Source organism: Pseudenhygromyxa sp. WMMC2535 (genome assembly GCF_011083025.2).
The window spans coordinates 8,401,577-8,425,774 of sequence record NZ_JABJWV010000001.1 but is presented as its reverse complement, the minus strand read 5'-3'; the positions used below and the strand labels follow the sequence as shown (position 1 = coordinate 8,425,774).

Sequence of the window (24,198 nt, the reverse complement as noted above, 5' to 3'; positions counted from 1 at the left end):
CCGAAATCCAGGTTTTTGCGCCGTGTCGGCGGGCCGCTGTCGCGTGCTGATCCCCGCCTCGAGGTGGGCGGGGATCAGCACGCAGTGTCCCAAACTCGTCGACGGCAGAGAGGTTCAGCGCTCGGGGTCGCTCGCGCGTTCGAACAAGGCCCTCGGGCTGGGAACGTGGCGAGCTCGCTGAGCCCAGGTGCGGAGCGTGTCGATAGCGTCTTCTCCGCGGATGTGCGCCTCGTCCGTGCGACTCGGCGGGAGGCCGCGGACCTCGAGGAGGGCGATGATCATGTCTTTGAGGACGGCGCGGCGCTCCATGATGCGGCCCTCTTCACGGCCCTCCTGGCGGCCCTCTTCACGGCCCTCCTGGCGTCCCTCTTCACGGCCTTCCTCGTGGCCGAGGTGATAGGTCCCGCTGAGGCGTTCGATGGCGAGGAATTCATCCTCTTTTTCGTCGATGTATCGCTCTTCGATGAGCTCCTGCACGAGTTCGCTCCTTTGGTGCTTGAGGATCGCTGACATCAAGATCGCAGTGTAGCGGCGGCGCCTGGGTGCTTCGAGGTGGCGGATCGCTCGCAGCGCGACGTGGGTGGCCCGTATATCGGCCACTTGAGCGTGCAGGGTCGCGGCCAGCACGGCTGCCGTCGGTCGCTCGCGCGCCGCGTTTGGATCGAGGACAGGCGGGACGCTGTCGACGTCGAGGACGAGGGCGTCCACGCGGGGTGGCGGACCTTCGGACCACGACCGCAAGAGCGCGGACATGGCTCTGGAAAAGGAGACGACGATCACCCAGGTGGGCCGTCGATAGCGCGCGGCCATGGCCCCCTGGTAAAAGGGATGGCGCCAGCGCTTTTCGGGATCCGAGCGGCGCTGGGCCTCGATGACCAGCACGGCCCCCGTGTTGTCATTGTCGCTTTCATCGTCGACGAGCACGAGATCGGGGAGCCCCTGGCGAACCGATACGTGGGCGTCTCCTGCGTCGAATTCGGCGATCCCCTGGCGATCCACGGGTCGGCCGCGGCTCGGGCGGGGGAGCGCGAGGAGATCGAAGGCCAGCCAGGGGTCCTCACGAAAGAGGTCGAGGATTCCTTGATGGAGCACGCTCGGCACATCGGTGATATCGGCCGGGGTCGCCGACGCGTGCGTCGAGGGTGAAAAAGGGAGTGTGAGGAGTCGAGGTGGCCGGAATTCGGGCCACCTCGACTCCTCGCAGTCGGACGCGATCTGACGCTCGAGGCGATCCTCAGGGACAGCTCTGGCTCTGCGCGACCTGGGCCGCGAAGGCGGCGTAATCCAGGGCCACCTGATCGGCGTACTCGCTTGCGACCTCGCGGACGAGGGCGCGGAAGGCCGCGTGCTCACCGTCGGTGCGCAGATCGATCTGCTCGTCGATGTCATGGGGGATGACCGTGTCGAGATAGTCCTCGTCGGCCCGGGCGTGGGCGGTGGCGAGGATCGTGCCCCACTGCTCGGCGAGCTTGGTGAAGCGCGTCTCGCTGTCGAGGTCCTCGGTGGGGAAGGTGTCCTTGAAAGGGGAGCGCTCGCGCACGCTGTAGTCGCCGTCGGGGAGGCTCAGCCAGCCGAGATGATCGTCGGCGCCGATGGCCAGGCCGCGCTGGGCGAGGACGACGCGCTGGGCGTTGTCGGTGGTCAGCGCGTCCAGCCACGCGCGCGCCCCCGCGTCGACGAAGGCGTAGGGCGTGGGCTCGCCCTGGCGCTTGAGATCGAGGATGCGGTCGTCGTCCTCGTCGCTGCTCGGGCCGTCGACGAGCACGTAGTAGCGGGGCGTGCCGAGGGAGCCGATCCCGGCGCCGAGGCGCTGGGCCACGTCCTCGATGGTGAAGTAGCCCGAGGTCTGGGCGAGGTCGCCGGCCGTGGTCGTCACGTAGCTCGACCACGCGCTCTCGATGGCCGCGCGCAGGCTCGCGTCGATGGCCGCGAGCTCGTCGTTGCCGAGGTCGAAGACTCGGCCGGCGCTGGTCGTGGTCGTCCACTCGTCGAGCAGATCCTCGCGCGAGCCCTCGTCTTCGACCTCGTCGAGGAAGTCGTCGAGCAGGCCGTAGGTGTTGGCGGCGGTGAAGCGCGTCGAGTTCTCGTCGTCGTTGGCGGCGTAGTCGGCCATGGCGTCGAGGTAGTGCTCGGTGAAGGCGTCGAGGAAGTCGTCGATGTCGGAGGAGGAGAAGCCCCCGTTGTCCTCGGCGACGAGCACCAAGCTGGTGGCCATGCGCCACAGATCCCACTGGTAGTCGGCGATCACCGCCTCGTCGAAGTCGTTGAGGTCGTAGATCACTCGGCCATCGTCATCGTCGAAGGCGCCGTAGTTGAAGGCGTGGAGATCGCCCTGGATCCAGATCCGGGTCTGGGCGTCGTCGCCAAAGTCCGCGAGGCGTTCGTCGTCGGCGAGGTCGGACCAAAACAGGTAGTTGGTGCCGCGGAAGAAGGCGAAGGGGGAGGCCGCCATCTTGCAGTGCTTGGCGCTGCGATCGCTCGTGGACAGGCTCGCGTCGTGGGCCGCGATCGTGGCGAGGAGCTCGGCGTCGCGGGTCGCGGCCGTGAACTCCCGGAGCGCGTCGGCGTCGGCGTCGGCGTCGTCGAGCTCCGCGGATCCGCAGGCGAACAGGAGAGGGAGCAGGATCGTGGGGAGGCGTTGCCGTCGCGCTGACACGGCCCTCCATAGCAATTCCGCGTTTCAGCGGCGTTGCAGATCGGTGGCGGAGAAGACCTGCTCATTTTATCTTGCTGGTTGCCAACAAGTTAAATCGGTATCCTGAAAATGTGCAGCAGCGGTCTCGAAATGGCACACAGCGGCCCGAGTTCGACTTCGCGCGGCCCGCGGGTGCGGCTGCGCTCTACTCGGCCGACTCGATCACCTGGCGAGTCTACAAAAACCCGATCTCGCTGTTCATCGGAGGCATCACGGCGGTGCTGCTCGAGCTCGCCGAGCCGCGGGTGCGCACGGGGGTCTGGGAGCACTCGATCTTCCCGCGCGATCCCCTGGCGAGGATGCGGCGCACGGGGATGGCCGCGCAAGTCACCGTCTACGCGCCAGCGCAGACGGCCGAGCGGGTGATCGCCAGCGTCGTGCGCATGCACGAGCGCGTCGAAGGGAGGACTCCCGAGGGCGTGGGCTACCGGGCCAACGATCAGGTGTTGCTCGATTGGGTGCAGGCGACGGCCAGCTTTGGCTTTCTCGAGGCCTACGCCCGCTTCGCGCGTCCGCTGAGGGATCTCGAGCGCGACCGCTACTACGCCGAGTCGCGGGCCTCGGCGCGGCTCTTCGGCGCCGAGGGGGCGCCGCGCAGCCTCGCAGAGCAGCGTGCATGCTTTGCGAACATGCGGCCCATGCTCGTGGCGCACCCGATCATCGTCGAGTTCCTCGAGCTGGTCGACGCCACGCCGGTGTTCCCCAAGCCGCTGCGCTGGCTGCAAAGCGAGATGATCCGCGCTGGTGTGGATCTGCTCCCGGAGGGGCTCGCGGCCGAGCTGGAGCTCGAGTCGCGCTGGGCCCTGGACGCGCGGGCGCGCAAGCGGCTCGCTCGGATCGGGGCGGCGGCGGATCGCCTGCCGATCCCCAAAACGCCGGCCGTGCAGGCCTGTCGGCGCATGGGCGTGCCGCTGCGTCGGCTCTATCTCTAGGAGCCCGTGGTGAAACCCACGGGCTCCTAGGCTGGAAGCTGCTCGAGGCCGGCCGCGAGCAGCACGGGGACGGCCTCGCCGATGGTCGAGAAGCCGTCTCCGACCGTGTCGCCCGCGAGGTAGCGCTGGTGGATGCCCTCGGCGATGACCGCGAGCTTGAAGCAGCCCAGGGCGACATAGAACCCGAGGCGCTCGATGGCCCGCCCCGAGCGCGCGGCGTAGCGCTGGGCCATGGCGTCGGCGTCGGGGAAGCCGGTCTCGCCGGCGCGGATGTGCGGCACGCCGAGCACGGGCTCGGTCATCGGATCCCAGTAGACCAGGCTCAGACCGAGGTCGGCGAGGGGATCGCCGAGGGTCGACATCTCCCAGTCGACGATCGCCAGCAGGGCGCAGCGATCGTGGGCGAGGAGCACGTTGTCGAGGCGGTAGTCGCCATGGACGATGGCGCGATCCGAGCGCGCGGGGAGCTGGGCCTGGAGCCGGCGGGCGAGCTCCAGGGGCGCCTCGTCGTCGCGGGTGCGCACGCGCTCCCACTGCCCGGACCAGCGCCGGACCTGGCGGGCGAGGTAGCCGTCGGCGCGGGTCGGATCGAGGCCGACGCTGGCCGGGTCGACGGCGTGGAGCTCGGCGAGACGATGGATGAGTTCGAAGGCGCAGTCGCGCTGCTCGGCGGGGGAGAGCGCGGCCGCGTCGGCGGCGGATCGGATCACGCGGCCGTCGACGAAGCCGGTGATCGCGAAGGGCACCCCGAGCACGGCGGGGTCCTCACACAGGAGCAGGGCAGGGGCGACGGGGACCGGGGTGGGGGCGAGGCGCTCGACGACGCGAAATTCCCGGGCCATGTCGTGGGCGCTGGGCGTGAGCGGGCCCAGGGGCGGGCGGCGGAGCACCCACTGCTGCTCGCCGTCGCTGAGCCAGTAGGTGAGGTTGGACTTGCCGCCGGCGATGCGCCGCGCTTCGAGGCGACCGGCGTAGCGCGGCAGGTTCGCGCTCAGGTAGGCGTGGAGGGCGTCGAGATCGAGGCCGGGGATCACTGGCCGCTCCCGAAGCGCTTGACCGTGCGCTTGGCGATGGACCAGCGGTGGGTCTCGCTGGGGCCGTCGTAGATCCGGAAGGGGCGGACCTCCTGCCAGTAGCGGGCGAGCAGGAGATCGGAGCAGGTCCCGACCGCGCCGGCGATCTGCACGCAGCGATCGGTGATCCGACCGACGGCCTCCGCGACGAAGGTCTTGGCCATGGACGAGGCCAAGCTCGCGTCGCCCTCGCCGCTGTCGAGGATCCAGGCCGTCTGGTAGATCAGCGCTCGGCTGGCGGCGATGTCGATCTCGTTGTCGGCGATCTGCTGCTGGACCATGCCGAGCTCGGCGAGGCGGCTGCCGAAGCCGCGGCGTTCGGTCACGTGGGCGAGCGCCAGAGCCTGGGCGCGGCGGGCCAGGCCCAGCCAGCGCATGCAGTGGGTGAGGCGGGCAGGAGCGAGGCGGAGCTGGGCGTACTCGAAGCCGCGATCGACCTCGCCGAGGATCGCATCGTCGGGGACGCGGCAGTCTTCGAAGACGACCTCGCTGTGCCCGGCGAACAGGCCGATGTCGAGGGTCTCGAGGTCACGGACCACGCGCATGCCGGGGTTTTGACCGTCGACCAAGAGCATGGTCGCGCCGCCGCGCTCGCCGGGCGCCCCGGAGGTCCTGGCCATGACGATGGCGACCTGCGCCCCGCGGGCGCCGGTGATGAACCATTTGCGGCCGTCGATGCGCCAGCCTCCCTCGACGCGCTTGGCGGTGGTCGCGAGCGCCCGCGGATCCGAGCCGGCTCCCGGCGGCGGCTCGGTCATGGCGAAGCACGAGCGGATCTCACCTGCGGTCAGCGGGACGAGGTAGCGCTGCTTTTGGTCTTCGCTCGCCGCGTGCTCGAGCAGGTGCATGTTGCCCTCGTCGGGCGCCGAGATGTTGAGGGCGAGCGGCCCGAGCAGCGAATAGCCGGCCTCCTCGAAGATGACCGCCTGGCCGCGGGTGTCGAGGCCGAGACCACCCCAGGCCTCGCCCACGTGGGGCGCGAGCAGGCCCGCGGCGCGAGCCTGGGCCTGGAGGTCGCGGCGCAGGGACTCGGGTGCGTCGTGGACCGAGCCGCCAAGCTCGATCTCCACGGGGATCACGACCTCACTGATGAACTCACGGGTTTTTTGGGCGAGCGCGGCGATCTGCGGCTCGATGTCGAATCGAATGGGCATCTATCTGGGTTCCCCTGAGGGAAATCGTCTGCGTCCACCCCGCGTGAGTCAAGGCGGCGGCGCGATTTTTTAATCGATTGTAAAAAAATTTTGGCCCTCCTATAGTGGTGTCGCTCGGAAAGACCGAAGCCAGGAAATGGTGTCGAACATGCAAAACGGCGCGTTCATCTACGACGCGATGCGGACCCCTCGCGGCAAGAACAAAGGCGGGGCGCTCCACGGAACCAAGCCCCTCGACCTCGTGGTCGGGCTGATCAACGAGCTCGTGCCCCGCAATCCGGGCCTCGCGCTCGACCGCATCGACGACATCGTCCTCGGTGTGGTCTCGCCGGTCGGCGAGCAGGGCGGTGACATCGCGCGCACGGCCGCGCTGGTCGCTGGCTTGCCGGAGACGGTCGCGGGCGTCCAGCTCAACCGCTTTTGCGCCTCGGGCCTCGAGGCGGTCAACACCGCGGCGGCGAAGATCGCCTCGGGCTCCGACGACATCGTCCTCGCGGGCGGCGTCGAGTCGATGTCGCGGGTGCCGATCGGCTCCGACGGCGGGGCCTACGTGCAGGACCCGACCACGGCCTACGACCTCTACTTCGTGCCCCAGGGCATCGGCGCGGACCTGATCGCTACCATCGAGGGGTTCAGTCGCGCGCAGATCGACGGCTTCGCCGTGGACTCGCAGCGCAAGGCCGAGCGAGCCTGGGCCGAGGGCTACTTCGCGCGCTCGATCGTCCCGGTCAAGGATCAAAACGGCGTCACGATCCTCGCCGTCGACGAACATCGTCGGCCCGAGTCGACGGTCGAGAGCTTGGCCAAGCTCAGGCCGTCCTTCGCCAAGATCGGCGAGCTCGGGGGCTTCAACGCCGTCGCGCTACAAAAGTACCATCAGGTCGAGCGCATCGAGCACGTGCACACGGCGGCGAACTCCTCGGGCATCGTCGATGGCGCGGCGCTGATGCTGCTCGGCAGCGAGCGGGCTGGCGCCGAGCTCGGGCTCAAACCTCGCGGGCGGATCGTCTCGATGGCCGTGACCGGCAGCGAGCCGACGATCATGCTCACCGGGCCGACCCCGGCCACGCAAAAGGCCCTCGCGCGCGCGGGCCTGAAGATCGAGGACATCGACCTCTTCGAGCTCAACGAGGCCTTCGCCTCGGTGGTGCTCAAGTGGATGCGCGACCTCGACGTCCCCGCGGACAAGGTCAACGTCAACGGCGGCGCGATCGCCATGGGTCACCCCCTCGGCGCGACCGGGGCGATGATCCTCGGCACCTTGCTCGACGAGCTCGAGCGTCGTCAGCTGCGCTATGGGCTCGCGACCTTGTGCGTCGGAGCCGGGATGGGCATCGCCACGATCATCGAGCGCGTGTGAGCGCCGAACAGGCAGATTGGACAGCAAGCATGTCGAGCGAGTCATTCTCCACACGTTCACCCGCGATCCACTGGACCCGTGACGACGACGGGATCGTGATCCTCACGATCGACGACCCCGACGTCGCGGTCAACACGATGAACGAGGTCTACACCCAGTCCATGGGTGCATGCGTCGATCGTCTCGAGGCCGAGCGCGAGTCGATCACTGGTGTGATCCTGACCTCCGCCAAGAAGAGCTTCTTCGCCGGCGGGAACCTCGAGATTCTGCGTCAGAGCACGGCCGAGAAGGCCGCCGAGCAGACGGCGCACATCGACCACGTCAAGGGACAGCTGCGCCGGCTCGAGACCCTCGGCCGCCCGGTGGTCGCGGCGCTCAACGGCACCGCTCTGGGCGGTGGCCTCGAGGTCGCGCTCGCGGCCCACCACCGGATCGCGGCCGACGTGCGCGGCAGCCAGATCGGCCTGCCCGAGGTCACCCTGGGCCTGCTCCCCGGCGGCGGCGGGATCACTCGGGTCGTGCGCATGCTCGGCCTCCAGGCGGCGCTGACCAAGGTCATCTTGCCGGGGACCAAGTTCAAGCCGCGCGACGCCCTGGCGGCGGGGTTGGTCGACGCGGTCGTCGAGACCGTCGAGGAGCTGGTGCCGCGGGCGAAGGCGTGGATCACCGCGAACCCCGAGGCCGCCAATGCCTGGGACCGCGACGGCTTCAAGATCCCCGGCGGCGCCGCCTCGCACCCCAAGATAGCGATGATGCTACCGGCGATGGCCGCGAACCTGCGCAAGCAGATCAAGGGCGCGCCGATGCCCGCGCCGCGGGCCGCCCTGGCCGCGGCCGTCGAGGGCTCGCTGGTCGACTTCGACACCGCCTCGCTGATCGAGACGCGCTACCTGGTCAGCCTGACCATCGGCCAGGTCTCGAAGAACATGATCAACGCGTTCTTCTTCGACCTGCAGAAGCTGACCGCCGGCGCGAGCCGCCCGGCGGGCTTCCCCAAGTACGCGGCCAAGAAGGTCGGGGTGATCGGCGCGGGGATGATGGGCGCGGGCATCGCCTACGTCGCGGCCAAGGCCGGGATCGAGGTCGTGCTCAAGGACGTCAGCCTCGAGAGCGCCCAGCGTGGCAAGGCCTACGCGGAGAAGATCGAGGCCAAGGCGCTGGCGCGCGGGAAGACGAGCAAGGAGAAGTCCGAGGCCCTGCTCGCGCGCATCCACCCGACCGTCGACCCCGCGGACTTCGCCGGCGTCGACTTCGTGGTCGAGGCGGTGTTCGAGAACGTCGCGCTCAAGCAGAAGGTCTTCCAGGAGATCCAGGGCATCGTCGAGCCCGACGCGGTGCTCGGCTCGAACACCTCGACGCTGCCGATCGCGCTGCTGTCGGAGGGCGTCGAGCGCCCCGCCGACTTCATCGGCATCCACTTCTTCTCGCCGGTGGACAAGATGAAGCTCGTCGAGATCGTCCGCGGCAAGAACACCTCGGACGCGGTCCTGGCCAAGGTCTTCGACTTCGTGCTGCAGATCCGCAAGATGCCGATCGTGGTCAATGATCAGCGCGGCTTCTTCACCTCGCGGGTGATCGGCCAGTTCACCTCCGAGGCGGTCGCGGCCGTCGGCGAGGGCGTCGAGCCGGCGACCATCGAGCAGGCCGCGCTCCAGGCCGGCTACCCCGTCGGGGCGCTCCAGCTCCTCGACGAGCTCACGCTCACGCTCACGCAGAAGATCCAGCGCGAGAGCAAGGCCGCCGTCGAGTCCGAGGGCGGGACCTGGACCGCGCACCCCTGCGAGGCGGTCTTCGATCGGCTGATCGACGAGCTCGATCGCAAGGGTCGATCGACCGGGGGGGCTTTTACGACTACGACGCCGAGGGCAAGCGCGTGGGTCTGTGGCCGGGGCTGCGCGAGGCCTTTGGCTCGGGCAGCAAGTCGATCCCGCTGATTGATCTGCAAGAGCGCATGCTCTTCGCCGAGGCCATCGACACGGTCCGCTGCCTCGACGACGGGGTGCTGACCTCCGTGGCCGACGCCAACATCGGCTCGATCTTCGGGATCGGGTTCCCGGCGTGGACCGGCGGGGTGCTCCAGTACATCAACCAGTACGAGGGCGGTCTGCGCGGCTTCGTGACCCGCGCCCGCGAGCTCGCGGCCGCCTACGGCCCGCAGTTCGAGCCGCCGAATTCGTTGGTCGAGCGAGCCGAGCGCAACGAGACCTACTGAGCGCTCGCGCGAGGACTCACCACTGCACGCCCGCCTTCGGCTCACGCCAGAGGCGGGCGTTTTTGGTGCGAGGGCCCGCCGCGGGCTCGTGTCGGGCTCGTGACGGTCGGCGCCAGCGGGCTCAGCCGTGGGTGGGGTCGTCGAGATCGACCGCGCCCATGCCGTGGCGGACGAAGTCCTGGGTGGCCTTCACCAGATCGTTGAGCGAGCGCATCTTGGGGTTCCACCACTCGGCGGCCCAGTTCATCGAGCCGAGCAGGAGCATGCGCGAGACGTTGATGTCGAGGTCCGGGCGCAGCTGCCCGGCCTTCTTGGCCTGGGCGAAGAGGTCGCGCCAGATCCGGCTGTAGGTGGCCTCCTCGGCGGCGGGGCGCAGGCGGACGTGCTCGGGGACCTGGCCGGCGTTGCGGATCGAGGCCGTGGCGTAGTCGCAGATATGCAGCTCGTAGCGCAGGTGGGCCGCCACGGCCTCGAGGATGCGATCCATGGGGCTGGTGTCCTCGGGCAGGCCGGCGAGGACCTCCTCGACGTGGGCGCGGACCCGGTGCGCGCCCACCCACATGACCTCTTCGATCAGCGCGTCGCGGGACTCGAAGTAGTAGTAGATGGCCGGGGCCTGGACCTCGGCTTGGGCCGCGACGTCGCTCAGGCGCGTGCCAGCGTAGCCCTTGCGGCTGAGCACGAAGGCCGCGGCGTCGAGGATCCGCTCGCGGGTGCGCGTGGACTTGGAGGTGTCCGCGCGCTCGGGTGCTGCCGAGTCGTCCGACATCGCCAGCACTATAGACCGCGGGCACCCCGGGACGAAGCCCGAGGTGTCAAAAATTTAATAACTATTAAATTAAGGTGGGTCAGCCCAGCCGGCTCAGCGCTCGGGCTTGCCGATCTGCATCTCGAGGCTCTTGCGCGACTTGTCGCCATAGGGCGGGACGAGGCCAGCGAGCTTGGCGAGGTCGACGCGCGGCTGGGTGTAGATGCCCTTGGCGTGGCTGAAGGTCCTGAACCCGTCGAAGCCGTGGTACGCGCCCATGCCCGACTCCCCGACGCCGCCAAAGGGCAGGTCATTGGTGACGCCGTGATAGATGACGTCGTTGATCGTGACGCCACCGGCGATGGTCCGCTCGAGCAGCTTGGTTTGCTCGGCTTGATCCTCGCCGAAGTAGTACAGGCCCAGAGGTCGCGGGCGGGCGTTGATGTAGGCGATGGCCTCGTCGATGCGCTCGTAGGTGATCACCGGTAGCACGGGGCCAAAGATCTCCTCCTGCATCACCCGCATGTCCGAGGTGACCTCGCGCAGCAGGTGCAGGGCCATCTTGTTGCTGCCGGGTTGATCGAGGGTCTCGCCGCCGGGGTTGACCACGGTCAGCTCGGCGCCCTTGTCTCGAGCGTCGTCGACCAGCCCGCGCAGGCGCTCACGGTGGCGGGCGTTGATGAGCGAGCAGAAGTCGGGGTTATCGTGGATCGACGGGTACATCGCGGCCGCGGCGGCCTGGAGCCCCTCGATGATCGCGCGCTCGTGGGCCGCGGGGACCAGCAGATAGTCGGGGGCGAGGCAGACCTGGCCGGCGTTGAGCAGCTTGCCGGCGACGAGGCGATCACAGGTGCGCTGAAGGTTCGCGCTGCTCCCGATGATGGCCGGGCTCTTGCCGCCGAGTTCGAGGGTGGTCGGGACCAGGTTGCTGGCCGCGGCGCGCTGGATCTCCCGGCCGAGGGCCGTGCTGCCCGTGAAGATCAGATGATCGAAGGGGAGCTGCGAGAAGGCCTTGCCGACCTCGACGCCGCCGGTGAACACGGCGAGCTCGTCCTCGTCGAAGGCGGCCTCGGCGAGCTCGCGCATCAGCGCCGCGGTCGCGGGGGTGTGCTCCGAGGGCTTGACCATCGCCCGGTTGCCGGCGGCGAAGATCTCGGCGAGCGGGCCGAAGGTCAGGAAGACCGGGAAGTTCCACGGCGAGATCACGCCGACCACGCCCTTGGGCTGATACTCGACCCGGGCCCGCGCGCCGAGCAGCCACAGCGGCAGGTCGACCTTGCGGCGCTCGGGCTTCATCCAGCGCTCGACCTCGGTGAGGGCTTGGCGCAGCGGCTTGACCGTGCCCATGATGTCGGCGAGCTGCGACTGGATCGGCGAGCGGTGGCCGTAGTCTTCGGACAGGGCCTCGACCAGGCGATCCTCGTTCTCGAGGACCAGGTTGAGGCTGCGGCGCAGGCGATCCTTGCGGATCGCGGCGGACACCGGCAGCTCGGCCATACAGGCGGCGCGCTGGCGCTCGAGGGTCGCGCGCATGCGCTGCCCGGGCGAGGGGAGGGGGTCGGGCGAATCGGCGGTGGAGATGAGCTCGAGGGGCTCGGACATGGGGCACCTAGATGGTCTTGAGGTATTCGATCACCGCGTCGCGCTCGTCTGCGCCGAGGTGATCGCCGAAGGTGTGACCGCCCCCGTCGTGGCCGGGGATGGTCGTGTCGTAGATGTACTTTGCCTGGCCGACCGGCGCCGCGTCCTGGCCGTAGTCGAGGGCCTCCCAGGCCCAGCCGAGGGCGTCGTAGTCGTAGTTCGTGCTGTCGTAGTCCTCGCGCCGCCAGTAGGTGGGGCGCTTGCTCGAGTCGAGGACGAGCTCGATGGTCGGGACCGAGCCGTTATGCAAGAAGGGCGCGGTCAGCCAGATCCCGTCGAGGGGCGGGGCGACATAGCCGGGGAAGGGGTCGTCGGCGACCAGCTGCGAGATGCCCCCGTAGTAGGACTCGTTGAACCAATCGAGCATCACGCTGCCCTCGTTCGAGGTGACCTCGGCGACGAGGGGATCGGTGCCGACTACATCGAGGGGGATCAGCAGGTTGGGGTAGCTCTCGTCCGCGGGGTCGTCGGCGTAGCTGCCGTGGCAGCCGGCGCAGTTGCACTCGAAGAGCTCGCGGCCCTGCTCGGCGAGGCCCTGATCGATGGTCCCGGGGTAGGCGGGCGGCTCGAGGCTGGCGAGGTAGGCCCGGATGTCGGCGAAGTAGTCGAGCATCTGGGCGGCCTGGGCGGCCGTGTCCACGCACAGCGAGGACGCGAACATCATGGTCCCGCGGTGGTCGCCCCGCGACATGCCGTTGTAGAAGTGCCCGGACTTCTTGGCCACGCGCCACCACGGCGGGGTGTCGACGGGCAGCAGCGGCGGCTCGACGTCGAGCAGCGCCTCGTCGGACCACTCGAGGGTGTAGGGGTTGCGGTGCGCGGCGAGGATCACCGCGACGTCGTCGGCGGGGTTGGTGCCGACCACGTAGGTCTGAATGTAGGGCCCGAGCACCTCGTAGCGCCCGGCGAATTTGTTGATCTGCGCGGCGGCGTCGGTCCACTCGGGCAGGCTCGGGAGCAGGGCGAGGAGCGAGCCGAAGTCGTCGGTGAAGTCGGCGTCGTGGCGCCCGAGGCCGATGACCAGCTCGCCGTCGAACTCACCGGCGTGGCAGGTCAGGCAGTTCATCGCCGCGAGCTCGGTGCCGGCCTCGGTCTCGACCAGGTTCCAGTTGTAGGGCAAGTTGGCGTTCTTGCCCTCGCGCCAGGCCAGGGCCTCGCCGTCGGCGTAAGTGCCGAGCAGGCCCTTGCCGAGCATGAAGATGTCGTAGGGCACGCCGCAGCTGACATAGTCCTCGTTGAGCACGGCCCACAGGCCAGCCTCGGGGTCGCCCGCGAGGCTCTCCCCGCCGGGGATCGCCCAGCCCTGGGTCCACGGCGTGCCGGGGCTTGTGCAGCTCTCGCTGGAGCTCTCGGCGCCGGAGCCTGCGTCTTCGCTGGACGAGTCGGTGGACGCTTCACCGGTGTCGGTGTCGGTGTCGGTGTCGCCTTCACCGGCCGCCTCGTCTGCCTCGTCCGCCTCGTCCGCCATGGATGGCGACGCCGCCGGATCGTCGGCGCAGGCGACGAGCAGCGCCGCCAGGGGCAGATAACGCGCCAATCCATCCATGCACCCACCATACAGGTGGAGCCTGTCCCCGTCCATTGCTTTGGCGTGTGGGCTCGCGTGCACAGTTGGATCACGGCTCGATGAACAGGTCCTCGGTCAGGGGCAGATCGGGGTCGACCGAGTAGGGCTCGAGGTCCGTCACTCCGTGCGCGTGGAGCAAGTCTTCGTCGATGAAGAAATTCCCGGTGCACTCGTGGGCGGGGCTGGTCAGGATCAGGTGGGCGGCGTCGGCGAGGACCTCGGGCTTGCGCGAGGTCGAGAGCATGCGCTCGCCGCCGAGCATGCGAGTGGCGGCGGTGGCGATCATCGTGCGGGGCCACAGCGCGTTGAAGGCCACCCGCCCGCGGAACTCCTCGGCCATGCCGAGCACGCACATGCTCATGCCGTACTTGCTCATGGTGTAGGCCACGTGCGGGGCGAACCACCGCGGCGACATATGCAGCGGCGGCGAGCAGGTGAGCACGTGCGGGTTTGGGGCCGCGAGCAGGTGCGGGAGGCAGGCTTGGGTGCAGGCGAAGGTCGCCCGGACGTTGACCTGGTGGACCAGGTCGAAGCGCTTCATGGGCGTGTCGAGGGTCCCGGTCATCGCCAGCGCGCTGGCGTTGTTGACGAGGATGTCGATGCCGCCGAAGCGCTCGACGGCGGTAGCCACGGCCTCGGTGATGCGCTGCTCGTCGCGCACGTCGCAGACCACGGGCAGGGCCTTGCCGCCGGCGCGCTCGATGGCCTCGGCCGCGGTGTAGATCGTCCCCGGCAAGCGCGGGTGTGGGGTCTTGGTCTTGGCGAGCAGGACGACGTTGGCCCCGTCGTGGGCGGCGCGCAGGCCGATCGCCAGGCCGATGCCGCGGCTGGCCCCGGTGATCAGCAGGGTCTTGTTCTCGAGGGATTTGGTCATGGTGCTTTCAGCTGACTCCGCGCGCGCGGTCGCTCCAGTAGGGCGCGCGGAGATCCTTCTTGAGCAGTTTCCCGGTCGAGGTGCGCGGCAGGACCTCGCGCAGCTCGACGCGGATCGGGACCTTGTATTTGGCGAGGTGCTCGCGGGCGTGGTCGAGCAGGGCCTCGGGATCGAAGTCGACCCCCGGCTTGGCCACGACGATGGCGATCGGCGACTCGCCCCAGATCTCCGAGGGCACGCCGACGACCGCGACGTCGACGACGCTGGCGTGCTTCATGAGCACGTTCTCGACCTCGGCCGGGTAGACGTTCTCGCCGCCCGAGATGATCATGTCCTTGACGCGGTCGTGGATGTACAAGAAGCCGTCGGCGTCGAAGTAGCCGACGTCGCCGGTCCTGAGCCAGCCGTCCTCGGTCAGGGCCTCGGCGGTGGCCGCCGCGTCGCGCCAGTAGCCGAGCATGTTCTGGCCCGAGCGCGTCCAGATCTCGCCGGGCTCGTCGACGGGCTGCTCCTCGCCGGTGTCCGGCGAGATGATCTTGATCTCGACGCCCGCGTGGGGCTTGCCGGCGGCGCGCAGGCGGTGGCGCTCGGGGCCCTCGAGGACGTGATCCTTCGGAGCCAAGGTCACGATCGCGCCGGTCGTCTCGGTCAGCCCGTAGGCCTGGGCGAAGCCGCACTGCATCAGGCGCAGGGCGCCGGCGAGCACCGCCTCGCTGATCGGCGAGGCGCCGTAGACGATGGTCTCGAGGCTCGAGAAGTCGCCGGCCTCGGCGTTGGGCGCCTGCTGGATGAAGTGCAGCAGGACCGGGACCAAGAAGGCGTGGGTGATGCGGTGCGCGGCGATCAGCTCGATCAGCTTGGCGGCGTCGAAGTCACGCACGATGACCGAGGTGCAGCCCTGGTACATGCCGACCATGGCCCAGCCGCAGCCGCCGACGTGGAACAGGGGCAGGGCGATCATGTTGACCGAGTCGGTGCTGATCTCCCAGCTCAGCGAGGTCGTGGGCAGCAGCGAGAACACGTTGGCGTTGCTCAGCAGCACGCCCTTGGGGTTGCCGGTGGTCCCCGAGGAGTAGACCTGGAAGGCGACGTCGCTGCTCGACTGCTCGACGCCGGGGTCGAGGTCTTCACCGGCGTCGCGCCAGCTGGCGTAGTCGGCGAAGCGCGGGTCGCCGTCAGCGAGGTCACTGCCGCTACCGAAGTCGCCGATGGCCAGGACGTGGGCGACGGACTCCAGCGCCGGGGCGATCTCGGTGACGAGCGCGGCGAACTCGGCCGAGAACGCGAACACCTTGGCCTCGGCGTGGTTGACGATATAGGCGATCTCGCGGGCGGTCAGCCGCCAGTTGATCGCCACGACCACGGCGTTGATCTTGGCCGCGCCGAAGAGCAGCTCGAAGTACTCGACGCTGTTCTTGTCGAGGAAGGCGACGCGGTCGCCCGCGCCGACCCCCGCGGCGAGCAGCGCGTTGGCGACCCGGTTGGAGCGGCGATCGAGCTCGCGATAGCTGACGACCTGATCTCCGCAGATCAGCGCGGGCTTGTCGGGGCGGCGCTGGGCGTGGATCCTGACGACGGAGGCCATGGTCTTCATGGCGTGGCCCCCTGGCTGCGCTTGTTTCGTCGGCGCAGGTAGAAGAAGAGCGGGGGGTTTTGGCCCTTGTGATCCATGACCCCCATGACGAGGTCCTCGCTGATCTTGCGGAAGTAGTCGAAGAGCGGGTGCTTGTCGTAGACCATCGTCGCGCTCACGACCCCGCGAAATTCGATCATCCGCAGGCAGGCGTCGCCGAGCACGGGGTTGACCTCGCGGCCGCCCTGAGCGTTGCGCGAGATGATCGGGTCGACCTCGTCGACGCTGTGGAAGGTCTTGCCGACCCAGCGGATCAGTCGCATGCGCCGCTCGCCCTCGTGGCCGGTGGCGAGCACGCCGCCTTCCCAGGCGCCGAACATGAAGGGCAGGCCGATGGGATCGAGGGTGTCGTAGTACTCGAGCAGCGCCGCGGGCGACTGATCGCCGCCGGCGTCGATGAATGTCTGGAGGCGAATCTCTGCGCTCATGTCGGTAGCTCCTGTTCCATCAGCAAGACCGGCTTGATCGTCCGGCCGGCGCGCATGTCCTCGGCGGCGTCGTCGATGGCCGCGAAGGGGTAAGGGGTGACGAGGCGCTCGACCGCGAGGGCGCCGTCGCGGATCCACGCGATCATCTCGGGGATCAGCTGCTTGGGATCGGCGTCGCCCTCGATCGTGCCTCGTAGGCTGCGGCCATTCATGATCCGGTTGGGGTCGAGGCGCAGCTCGGCGCCGTGCTTGGCGACGCCCGCGAGGGCCATGGTCCCGCCAGCGCGCACGGCCGCGAAGCCGGCCATGATCACCTTGGGGTTGCCGGTGTTGTCGAAGGCCAGGTCGAGGCTCGGGTGGCCACGCAGGACCGCGCTCGGCTGCTCGCGGGTGCAGTCGACGAGCGTGGTCGCGCCCAGGGAGTGGGCGAGCTCGAGGCGGCTGGCGTGGAGGTCGAAGGCGAGGATCTCCGCGCAGCCGGCGAGCTTGGCCGCCATGATCGCCGACAGGCCGACGGTGCCGCAGCCGAACACCGCGATGCGATCTCCGGCTGCGGGGCGGAGCACGTTGACGACGGCGCCGACGCCTGTCTGGACGCCGCAGGCGAGGGGGGCGAGCACGGTCGCGGGCAGGTCGTCGTCGACCTCGACCAAGTTGGTGGCCGCGGCCACGGCGTGGGTCGCAAACGAGGACTGGCCAAAGAAGTGCCCGGTCAGCGGGACGCCGTCGAAGCGCAGCGGCGAGCTCCCGTCGAGGCGGCGGCCGAACACGTTGAAGTCGAGGGCGTGGCGGCAGTAGGCCGGGCGGCTGTCGGCGCAGCTCGGGCAGCTGCCGCAGGCGCCGAAGCTCATGATCACGCGGTCGCCGATGGCCAGGTGATCGACGCCCTCGCCGAGGGCCTCGACGCGGCCGACACCTTCGTGGCCGAGGACCGCGGGCAGCGGCGTGCCGAAGCCGCCGGACTGCGCGGTGAGATCGGTGTGGCACAGCCCGCAGGCCTCGACGGCCACGCGGACCTCGTTGGGGCCGGGGTCGTCGAGCTCGCAGGTCTCGATCACGAAGGGCTCGCCGCGGCGAGCGACGGCGGCGCGGACGCTCAGGCGGCTCAAGCGAGCGCTCCGATCTGGCTGGGGTCGCGCCCGCTCGCGTTGTTGGCGATCGAGTCCTGAGCGATCGGGCCGATGAGCATGTCGGCGAGCTTGGCCCGCTGGTAGCGGCCGTCGCCAAAGAGCGCCTCGCTATGCTTTTGGCGCTTGAAGTAGAGCTGCACGAAGCACTCCCAGGTGAAGCCCACGCCGCCGTGGAGCTGGACCGAGCGACCCGAGCAGAAGGCGGCGGCGTCGCTGGCCGCCGACTTGGCCATGCGCGCGAGGGTCATGGCGCGCGCCGGCTCGCGCTCGACGCTGGCCGCCGCGGCGTAGACCAGCGAGCGAGCCTCGTCGATGGCGACCATCATGTCGACGAGGGGGTGCTTGACGGCTTGAAAGAAGCCCAGCGGGCGATCGAACTGCACGCGGGTGCGCGCGTACTCGGCGGTGGTCTGGAGCTGCCACTCGGCCGCGCCGACCATGTCGGCGGCGAGCAGCACCAAGATCGCAGGCTCGGCGGCGAGCAGCGCAGCCTCGGCGTCGCGGGAGAGCTGCCGGTCAAGTTCGAGCGCAACCCCGCGCAGCTCGAGGCGGGCCTGGTCGCGGGTGAGGTCGTTGATCGCGTCGGGGACGAGGCCCAGGCCGGGGCTGTCGGCGTCGACGATATAGAGGCCGAGGCCCTCGGGCCCGCGCGCCGCGACCACGAAGGCCTCGGCTTTCTGGGCGTCCTGGACGTACCAGAGGTCGCCGTCGAGGGTGACGCGCCCGCCTTCGAGGGTCGCGCGCAGCTCGGTGCTGGCGGGGGACCACGAGCCGCGGCGGTCGCAGACCGCCAGGCTCATCGTCTTGCCCGCGGACAGCTCGGCGAGCGCGGACCCTGCGTTCGCCGGGTCGCAGGCCGCGAGCACGTAGGCGGCGCGGAGCGTGGCGGGCAGGGGAGAGGGGAAGGCCGCGCCGCCGAGCTCTTCGGCCAGGCCCGCCACGGCCGGGAGGCCCATGCCGATGCCCTCGAAGTCCTCGGGCACGGCGATGGCCGGCCACCCGAGCTCGACCATCTTGGCCCACGCGTCGCGGTCCCAGATCGCCTGGCTTGCCCGCGCGTCGCTGGTGTCGGCGGCGATCAGGCGGTGGAGGGCGTCGACGGGACAGAGGTCCTGGAGCAGGCGCCGGGCGCTGGTCTTGAGCAGCTCGGCCTCCTCGTCAAAGCCAAAGTCGGCGCTCGAGTCGTTGGATGCTTCCATGGTGTCTGCGCCCTTCACTTCGACTTTGCGAGGCCGAGCACGCGCTCGCCCAAGATGTTGCGCTGGATCTCGTTGGAGCCGGCGGCGATGGTGAAGCCGTAGGAGTTCATGTAGGCCAGCGGCCAGCGGCCGCCGCCCGGGGCGCTGGGCTCGCTGTGGTGCAAGCTCGCGGCCTGCCCGGCGATGGTGCAGGCCAGGCGGGCGGTGTCTTGCAGCTGCTCCGAGAGCAGCAGCTTGTGCTGCAGGGGCAGGCGCGCCGGGTGATCGCAGAGCGCGGGGACCTTGGCCCGGCGCTGGCTGTGGGCGAAGGCCTCGTGGCGGATCAGCTGGGCGACGATGGCGTCGCGCAGCACCGGGTCGTCGGCCGCGGGCTTGCCCGCGCGATAGCAGGTCTTGGCGAGCGCGATCAGCCCGGCGGCGGTCAGGGTGTCGGGCGAGTCTCCGATCGCGCCCCCGGAGGTCGGCGTGACCAGGCTGCCGGCGCCGCGCTCGTGGGCGAGGGTGGTCATGGCCACGCTCCAGCCGCGCCCGACCTCGTCGAGGCGATAGCGGTCGTCGATCTCGAAGTCCTCGAACAGGACCTCGTTGAAGCCACCCTCGCCGGTCATCTTGATCAGCGGGCGCACGCTGACGCCGCGCTCGAGCGCCGAGGCGATGGGAACCACGAAGTAGGTCATGCCGCCGTACTTGTTGCCGCGATCACTGCGGCACAGCAGGATCATCCACTGGGCGAAGTGGGCGAGGGAAGTCCATATTTTATGACCATTGATAATCCAGCGATCGCCCTTGCGCTCGGCGAAGGTCTGGACATTGGCGAGGTCCGAGCCCGCCCCGGGCTCGGAGAAGCCCTGGCACCATATGTCCTCCCCGGACAGGAGCCGGGGGATCAGCTCGCGCTTGAGCGCCTCGCTGCCATGATGGACGATCGTCGGGCCGGCCATGCCGAGGCCGACGACGTTGGGCAAGAAGGGCGCGCCGGCGGCCTGCATCTCGCGGTTGGCGATGCGCTGGCAGTCGTGGCGACCGCCGCCGCCGTAGGCCTCGGGGTAGTCGCAGCCGACCAGTCCGGCGCGGTAGGCCGCGGCTTGCCAGGTGCACAGATAGTCGAGCTGACGGCGCTCGGCGATCTCGAGCGGGCCTTGGGGCAGGGCGAAGTCGGGGCGTGGCGGGAGGTTGTCGCGCAGCCACGCCCGACAGTGCGCGGCGAAGGCCTCGCGGTCGTCTGGGTCGATCTTCAGGGCTTGCATCGTTGCGGTCATGTCTCGACCTGACTTCAGGCCTTGGCGGCGCGCACGAATTGGCGCTCGTCGAGGCCGAGCTTGCGGCCGATGATCTCGGCCATGATCTCGCTGGTCCCGCCAAAGATCCGCGTGACCCGGGCGTCGCGATACATGCGGGCGATTCGATACTCCTCCATGTAGCCGGCCCCGCCGTGGAGCTGGAGGCAGTCGTCGATGACTCGGCCCTCGAGCTCGGTGGTCAGCAGCTTGGCGCCGCTCGCGACCTCGGCCGAGAGCGCGCCGGCGTTGGCCAGCATCACGCAGTGGTCGATGTGGCTCTGGAGCGCGTCGATCTCGGCGCGCATGCGGGCGAGGCGAAAGCGGGGGCTCTGGAAGGTGCCCACGGGGCGGCCGAAGGCCTCGCGCTCCTTGACGAAGTCGAGGGTCAAGGAGAACGCGACCTGAGCGTGGGCGATCGAGCCAATTGCGATCTGCAGGCGCTCGACGGCGAGCGCCTGGGCCAGGTAGCGAAAGCCCGCGCGCGGGTCCCCGAGCACGTTTTGCTTGGGCACGACCACGTCGGAGAAGAACATCTCCGCGGTGTCCTGAGCGTCGAGGCCGAGCTTGTCGAGCTTGCGCCCGCGGGAGAAGCCCGGCATGTCGGCCTCGACGACGAACAGGCCGATCTCGTGCTTGGCCGCGCCGGTGCGCGCGGCGACGACGATGAGATCGGCGAGCAGGCCGTTGGAGATATAGGTCTTGGCGCCGTTGAGCAGCCAGTGGTCGCCGCGATCTTCGGCGTGGCTGCGCATGCCGGCGAGGTCCGAGCCGGCGGCGGGCTCGGACATGGCCACGGCGAGGATCTTCTCGCCGCTGATGGCGGGCGGGAGCCAGCGCTGCTTTTGCTCCTCGCTGCCGTGATGGCCGATATAGGGCCCGACCACGCGGGAGTGCAAGGTCAGGCACAGGCCAGGATCACCGTGGAGGTAGTTCTCCTCCTGGATGATCTGCTCGTAGCGCATGTCGTCGACGCCTGCGCCGCCGTAGTCCTCGGGCGCCCACATCAGCAGCAAGCCGTGGGCGCCCGCGTCCTCGAAGATCGCTCGATCGACGACCCCCTCCTGGCGCCAACGTGGGACGTTGGGCGCCGCGCGTGTCTGGAAGAACTTCCGGACCGAGGTTCGGAAGATTTCATGCTCGGGGTCGAAGATCGTGCGAGGCGTCATTTGTGGCACTGTAAGGCCCGAATTAGAGGGTCTTCATATACTCGATAATCGCCCAACGTTCATAATCGGTCAAGGTCTGCGTGAACTCGTGACCCTGGTTTCCGTTGCCGTAGAGGTGGCTGTTGAAGGTCATGCGCGACCGAATTTGCTTGTTCGTGATCGGCGGCGGCGACTGGTAGGCCAGCGAGTTGTACTTTGCGACCCAGTTGGCGATGTTGGCGAACAATACGTCGATCGTCGCCATGTCCTCGGAGCAGGGCAAGAAGGGATCGTTGAAGATCCAGTCGCTGCATTGCTTGTCGGTATATTTCCAGCCGAGCAGATCCCAGTCGTAAGAGTCGTGGCTGGGATCGTAGCCCTCGTTCGCCCCGAAGATGTTGCCCGAGGTGGTGTGGCGCTGCCACACGTCGGGGCGGGAGTCGGGGTCGAGCACGCCCCAGATGTCGGGCACGCTGCCGTTGTGGAAGAAGGGCGCGTTGCCCCACACGCCGTAGAGCGGCGGCGCCATGTAGCCGAAGGGCTCGATCCACTTGTTGGGGCCCTCGGGCGAGAAGATCGGACCGGTGCCCTTGTCGTAGGCGGCGCGCGGGACCCGGTTGAGCTCGCTGGTGATCAGATCGTCGGCGAAGCCCGGGTGATCGGGGCTCATGTCGTTGTAGGCCAAAAACGAGGTGTCCCAGGCCCGGCGCTTGCGCTCGTCGGCCATCAGCTCGACGCGCGCGGGGTCGGTGCCGATGGTCTCGGTCGGGGTGATCACGCCGGCGATGCCCTTGAGGCGCGGATCGGGCAGGTAGTCGGTGTCCTCGGCGTAGAGCGGCGAGTAGACCCCGTGACAGCTCGCGCACGAGCCGTTGCCCTCGGGCTTGGGGATCTCCGCGTTGCCGCCGAACTCCCATAGGTCGCGCTCGTGGAAGAGCACGGCCCCGAGCTCGGCGAGATCCTCGTCGATCTCATAGGGGTAGGTGGGCGGCGACATCGAGAGGAAGAAGTTGTCGATGTCTTCGAACTCGGCGGTCAGCGCCCGGCGCTCCTCGGCCGAGCGCAGCAAGTTGGCGATGCCAAAGGCCATCTCCGAGCGCACGTTGTCCGAGGACAGCGCGCCGTCCCAGAACTGACGGGTCTTGAACGCGCGGTACCACCAGTTGGGGGCCTTGGACATGCCGCCGGCGTGGGAGGGGAAGTACTCGAGCAGGCTCGGCGCGAACATCATCGTGTCCATGTCGAAGAGCGCCGGCAGGAGGTCGACGATGCCGATGGCGTCGGTCGTGCCGCGGCCCGTGCTCCAGGGGATCGGCGCGAGCATCGCGATGCTGAGGATCTCGTTGTTGCGGAACAGGTCCGAGGCGATCACGCCAGCGTCGTTGGCGTCGTTTGAGCGCCCCCAGTGGAAGTAGGCCTCGTTGTCGGTGCCCAGGCGCGAGTCGTGGCAAGACGAGCAGCTGACCGAGATCAGCCCGTTCCAATTGCCGCTCTCGTCTTGGCCCTGGAGGAAGCCCAGGGGCAGCTGGCCGCTGCCGCCGTTGGTCAGGTTGGGGTTCTCCCAGGGGTAGGGGTAGGGGTTGTCGTAGGGCGCCTCGGTCAGGCCGTAGCGCTTCATCACCTGCTCATCGAAGTCCGAGGGCGGGAGCAGGTAACCCCACAGCTGGTAGAGGGTGTAGAAGCCCTCGGCGGTCGAGAAGGGCTGAAAGTAGGGCCGACGCTCGATGTTGTACTGGCCGCGCTCGATGCTGTCGCGAAATTCGCCGCAGGTGGTCGGGTTCGGAGCGAGGTTCGAGACGTAGGGCGCGGGTGGGTCGTGCATGTCGACCCAAAAGGCGTTGAACTGCACGGCGGCGCTGGGGTTGGTGTTGACCCCAGGCACGACCAGGGTGCGCGCGTCGACGGGCAGGGGGGTCGCGTCGGGCTGGCCATCGCAGGCGGCCATCCACGGCGAGCGAATCTCCTGCTGGTCGAGGAGGGGAGGATCGTCGGCCTTGGCCGAGCTGGCGATCAGGGTGATTGGCGCGGCGATGAGCGCCGCTGTCCATACGGAGGGTCGAATCAACATGGGTCCACATCCCTTCAATGGAGCTGTCGGCGAGCAATGAGGGGTGGTCGACAGCTCTAAAACTTGTTGGTGACAAGCAAGTTAGAGAGGTGGTTTGACTGCTGTCAACAGGGAAAAGAGGGCGCTCGAATATCGCCGTTATCGCGGTTTTATAGGGTTCTGGGACGTTGTTTGAGGATGAACGTGATCACCGTTGCGCAGGTGTGGTCCGGGCTTTACTTGTCGTCGACAAGTTAAAGTGCGGTAAGAATCATCGGCTTTGGCGGGCAAGAAGCGGCGACAGAGTGAGCGGACTGCGCTGTCCGAGCAGGCGATGACGGAGGCCGCCGTGGGCTTGATCGTCGAGCGGGGGATCGCCGGCACGACCTTGGCCAGCATCGGCGAGCGATCGGGCTACTCCAGGGGTCTGGTCACGCACCGCTTCGGCTCCAAGGCGGGGCTCTTGGCCCACGTGCACGATAGCGTCGCGGCGCAGTGGCTCGAGCACGTCGAGCGCTGGGTCGACGGAGCCAGCGGCATCGCGGCGCTCCAGCGGGTCGCCGACGCGCTCTACGACTTCATCGTTCACGAGCCCGAGGAGCTGCGCGCGATGTACCTGCTGCGTTACGCGAGCATCGATCCGAGCGCCGAGTATCGGGCCAACGTCGCCAAGCTCAACGCCGCGCACATCCGGGCGCTGAGCGGGTGGATCGAGGAGGGACAGGCCCAAGGCGAGATCGCGGCGCAGATCGACCCTCGGCTCGCGGCGGAGCTCTTCGCCAGCGTGGTCGACGGGCTGCTCTATCGCTGGCTGGTCAGCCCCGAGATCCCGATCGAGGCGCTCCACCAGCTGCTGCGCGAGCACCTCGAGTCCTCGCTACAGGCCGAAGCCGAAGCCTAGGAGCCCGTGGTGGAACCCAGCGCGGCTCCTGGCGCCGGGTTTTTCGTCGAGGGCGCGAAGCCAAAACGCCGCTGTACCGGGCGTACTGCAAGTTTTGGCGACAAAGCCCTCGGCGAAAAGACCAAGCCAGGTGTCGTGTTGGGTTTCACCACGGGCTCCTAGAGCGGCAATCAGTTTGG

The 24,198-nt window shown here is 68.8% G+C and carries 18 protein-coding genes and 1 pseudogene; 4 read left to right on the top strand and 15 right to left on the bottom strand.

The genetic code is table 11. The annotated features are described in order from the left end of the window. Positions 1-114: 114 nt before the first annotated feature. Both G6O69_RS32565 and G6O69_RS32560 read right to left on the bottom strand, forming a co-directional pair. On the bottom strand, positions 115-1,092 hold the full coding sequence (locus G6O69_RS32565) for a hypothetical protein (RefSeq protein ID WP_172307366.1): 978 nt from the start codon (positions 1,090-1,092) through the stop codon (positions 115-117). 142 nt (positions 1,093-1,234) lie between these two features. Beyond that, the gene (locus G6O69_RS32560) at positions 1,235-2,656 is read right to left on the bottom strand and encodes a DUF2252 family protein (RefSeq protein WP_172307365.1); all 1,422 of its coding nucleotides are present in this window, start codon (positions 2,654-2,656) and stop codon (positions 1,235-1,237) included. Positions 2,657-2,766: 110 nt separating this feature from the next. Here G6O69_RS32560 and G6O69_RS32555 point away from each other — a divergent pair, with 110 nt between their 5' ends. Then, positions 2,767-3,627, top strand: coding sequence for an oxygenase MpaB family protein (locus G6O69_RS32555; protein ID WP_172307364.1), 861 nt, complete (start codon positions 2,767-2,769; stop codon positions 3,625-3,627). A 26-nt stretch (positions 3,628-3,653) separates the two neighbouring features. On the opposite strand, the gene G6O69_RS32550 is transcribed toward G6O69_RS32555, so the two are convergent. Both G6O69_RS32550 and G6O69_RS32545 read right to left on the bottom strand, forming a co-directional pair. Beyond that, positions 3,654-4,661 (bottom strand): phosphotransferase family protein, encoded by a 1,008-nt coding sequence (locus G6O69_RS32550; protein WP_172307363.1) that lies wholly within the window; start codon positions 4,659-4,661, stop codon positions 3,654-3,656. After that, a complete protein-coding gene (locus tag G6O69_RS32545; RefSeq protein ID WP_172307362.1) occupies positions 4,658-5,854 on the bottom strand; it encodes an acyl-CoA dehydrogenase family protein in 1,197 nt (398 codons plus the stop codon). The genes G6O69_RS32550 and G6O69_RS32545 overlap by 4 nt, the downstream gene beginning before the upstream one ends. A 148-nt stretch (positions 5,855-6,002) precedes the next feature. Between G6O69_RS32545 and G6O69_RS32540 the strand changes: the two genes are divergently transcribed. Continuing rightward, entirely contained in the window at positions 6,003-7,214 is a 1,212-nt protein-coding gene (locus tag G6O69_RS32540) for an acetyl-CoA C-acetyltransferase (RefSeq protein WP_172307361.1), read from the top strand. Positions 7,215-7,243: 29 nt separating this feature from the next. Continuing rightward, positions 7,244-9,426, top strand: a pseudogene (locus tag G6O69_RS32535) (3-hydroxyacyl-CoA dehydrogenase NAD-binding domain-containing protein). Between the two features lie 121 nt (positions 9,427-9,547). Here the strand turns inward: G6O69_RS32535 and G6O69_RS32530 are convergent. The 11 genes from G6O69_RS32530 to G6O69_RS32480 form a co-directional block, all read right to left on the bottom strand. Further along, on the bottom strand, positions 9,548-10,195 hold the full coding sequence (locus G6O69_RS32530; protein WP_172307360.1) for a TetR/AcrR family transcriptional regulator: 648 nt from the start codon (positions 10,193-10,195) through the stop codon (positions 9,548-9,550). A gap of 93 nt (positions 10,196-10,288) precedes the next feature. Next, on the bottom strand, positions 10,289-11,707 hold the full coding sequence (locus G6O69_RS32525; protein WP_172308385.1) for a coniferyl aldehyde dehydrogenase: 1,419 nt from the start codon (positions 11,705-11,707) through the stop codon (positions 10,289-10,291). A 76-nt stretch (positions 11,708-11,783) separates the two neighbouring features. Further along, positions 11,784-13,361, bottom strand: coding sequence for a hypothetical protein (locus G6O69_RS32520; RefSeq protein ID WP_172307359.1), 1,578 nt, complete (start codon positions 13,359-13,361; stop codon positions 11,784-11,786). A gap of 70 nt (positions 13,362-13,431) precedes the next feature. After that, positions 13,432-14,256 carry an NAD(P)-dependent oxidoreductase gene (locus G6O69_RS32515; protein ID WP_172307358.1) on the bottom strand — a complete coding sequence of 275 codons (825 nt, stop codon included), beginning with the start codon at positions 14,254-14,256 and terminating at the stop codon, positions 13,432-13,434. A 7-nt stretch (positions 14,257-14,263) separates the two neighbouring features. Next, a complete protein-coding gene (locus tag G6O69_RS32510; RefSeq protein WP_255215934.1) occupies positions 14,264-15,841 on the bottom strand; it encodes a long-chain-fatty-acid--CoA ligase in 1,578 nt (525 codons plus the stop codon). 5 nt (positions 15,842-15,846) lie between these two features. Then, the gene (locus G6O69_RS32505; protein ID WP_172307356.1) at positions 15,847-16,317 is read right to left on the bottom strand and encodes a DUF4334 domain-containing protein; all 471 of its coding nucleotides are present in this window, start codon (positions 16,315-16,317) and stop codon (positions 15,847-15,849) included. Continuing rightward, positions 16,314-17,426, bottom strand: a complete 1,113-nt coding sequence (locus G6O69_RS32500; RefSeq protein ID WP_172307355.1) for an NAD(P)-dependent alcohol dehydrogenase — start codon at positions 17,424-17,426, stop codon at positions 16,314-16,316. Before G6O69_RS32500 ends, G6O69_RS32505 begins: the two co-directional genes overlap by 4 nt. Then, complete coding sequence (locus G6O69_RS32495) at positions 17,423-18,646, bottom strand: acyl-CoA dehydrogenase family protein (RefSeq protein ID WP_172307354.1); 1,224 nt, start codon at positions 18,644-18,646, stop codon at positions 17,423-17,425. The genes G6O69_RS32500 and G6O69_RS32495 overlap by 4 nt, the downstream gene beginning before the upstream one ends. A 14-nt stretch (positions 18,647-18,660) precedes the next feature. Beyond that, positions 18,661-19,905: an acyl-CoA dehydrogenase family protein gene (locus G6O69_RS32490; protein WP_255215933.1), complete on the bottom strand. Its 1,245-nt coding sequence runs from the start codon at positions 19,903-19,905 to the stop codon at positions 18,661-18,663. 14 nt (positions 19,906-19,919) lie between these two features. After that, positions 19,920-21,092, bottom strand: a complete 1,173-nt coding sequence (locus G6O69_RS32485) for an acyl-CoA dehydrogenase family protein (protein WP_172307352.1) — start codon at positions 21,090-21,092, stop codon at positions 19,920-19,922. Between the two features lie 22 nt (positions 21,093-21,114). Beyond that, positions 21,115-23,139 (bottom strand): hypothetical protein, encoded by a 2,025-nt coding sequence (locus tag G6O69_RS32480; RefSeq protein ID WP_172307351.1) that lies wholly within the window; start codon positions 23,137-23,139, stop codon positions 21,115-21,117. 259 nt (positions 23,140-23,398) lie between these two features. Here G6O69_RS32480 and G6O69_RS32475 point away from each other — a divergent pair, with 259 nt between their 5' ends. Then, positions 23,399-24,019, top strand: a complete 621-nt coding sequence (locus G6O69_RS32475) for a TetR/AcrR family transcriptional regulator (RefSeq protein ID WP_255215932.1) — start codon at positions 23,399-23,401, stop codon at positions 24,017-24,019. The last annotated feature ends 179 nt before the right edge of the window (positions 24,020-24,198 follow it).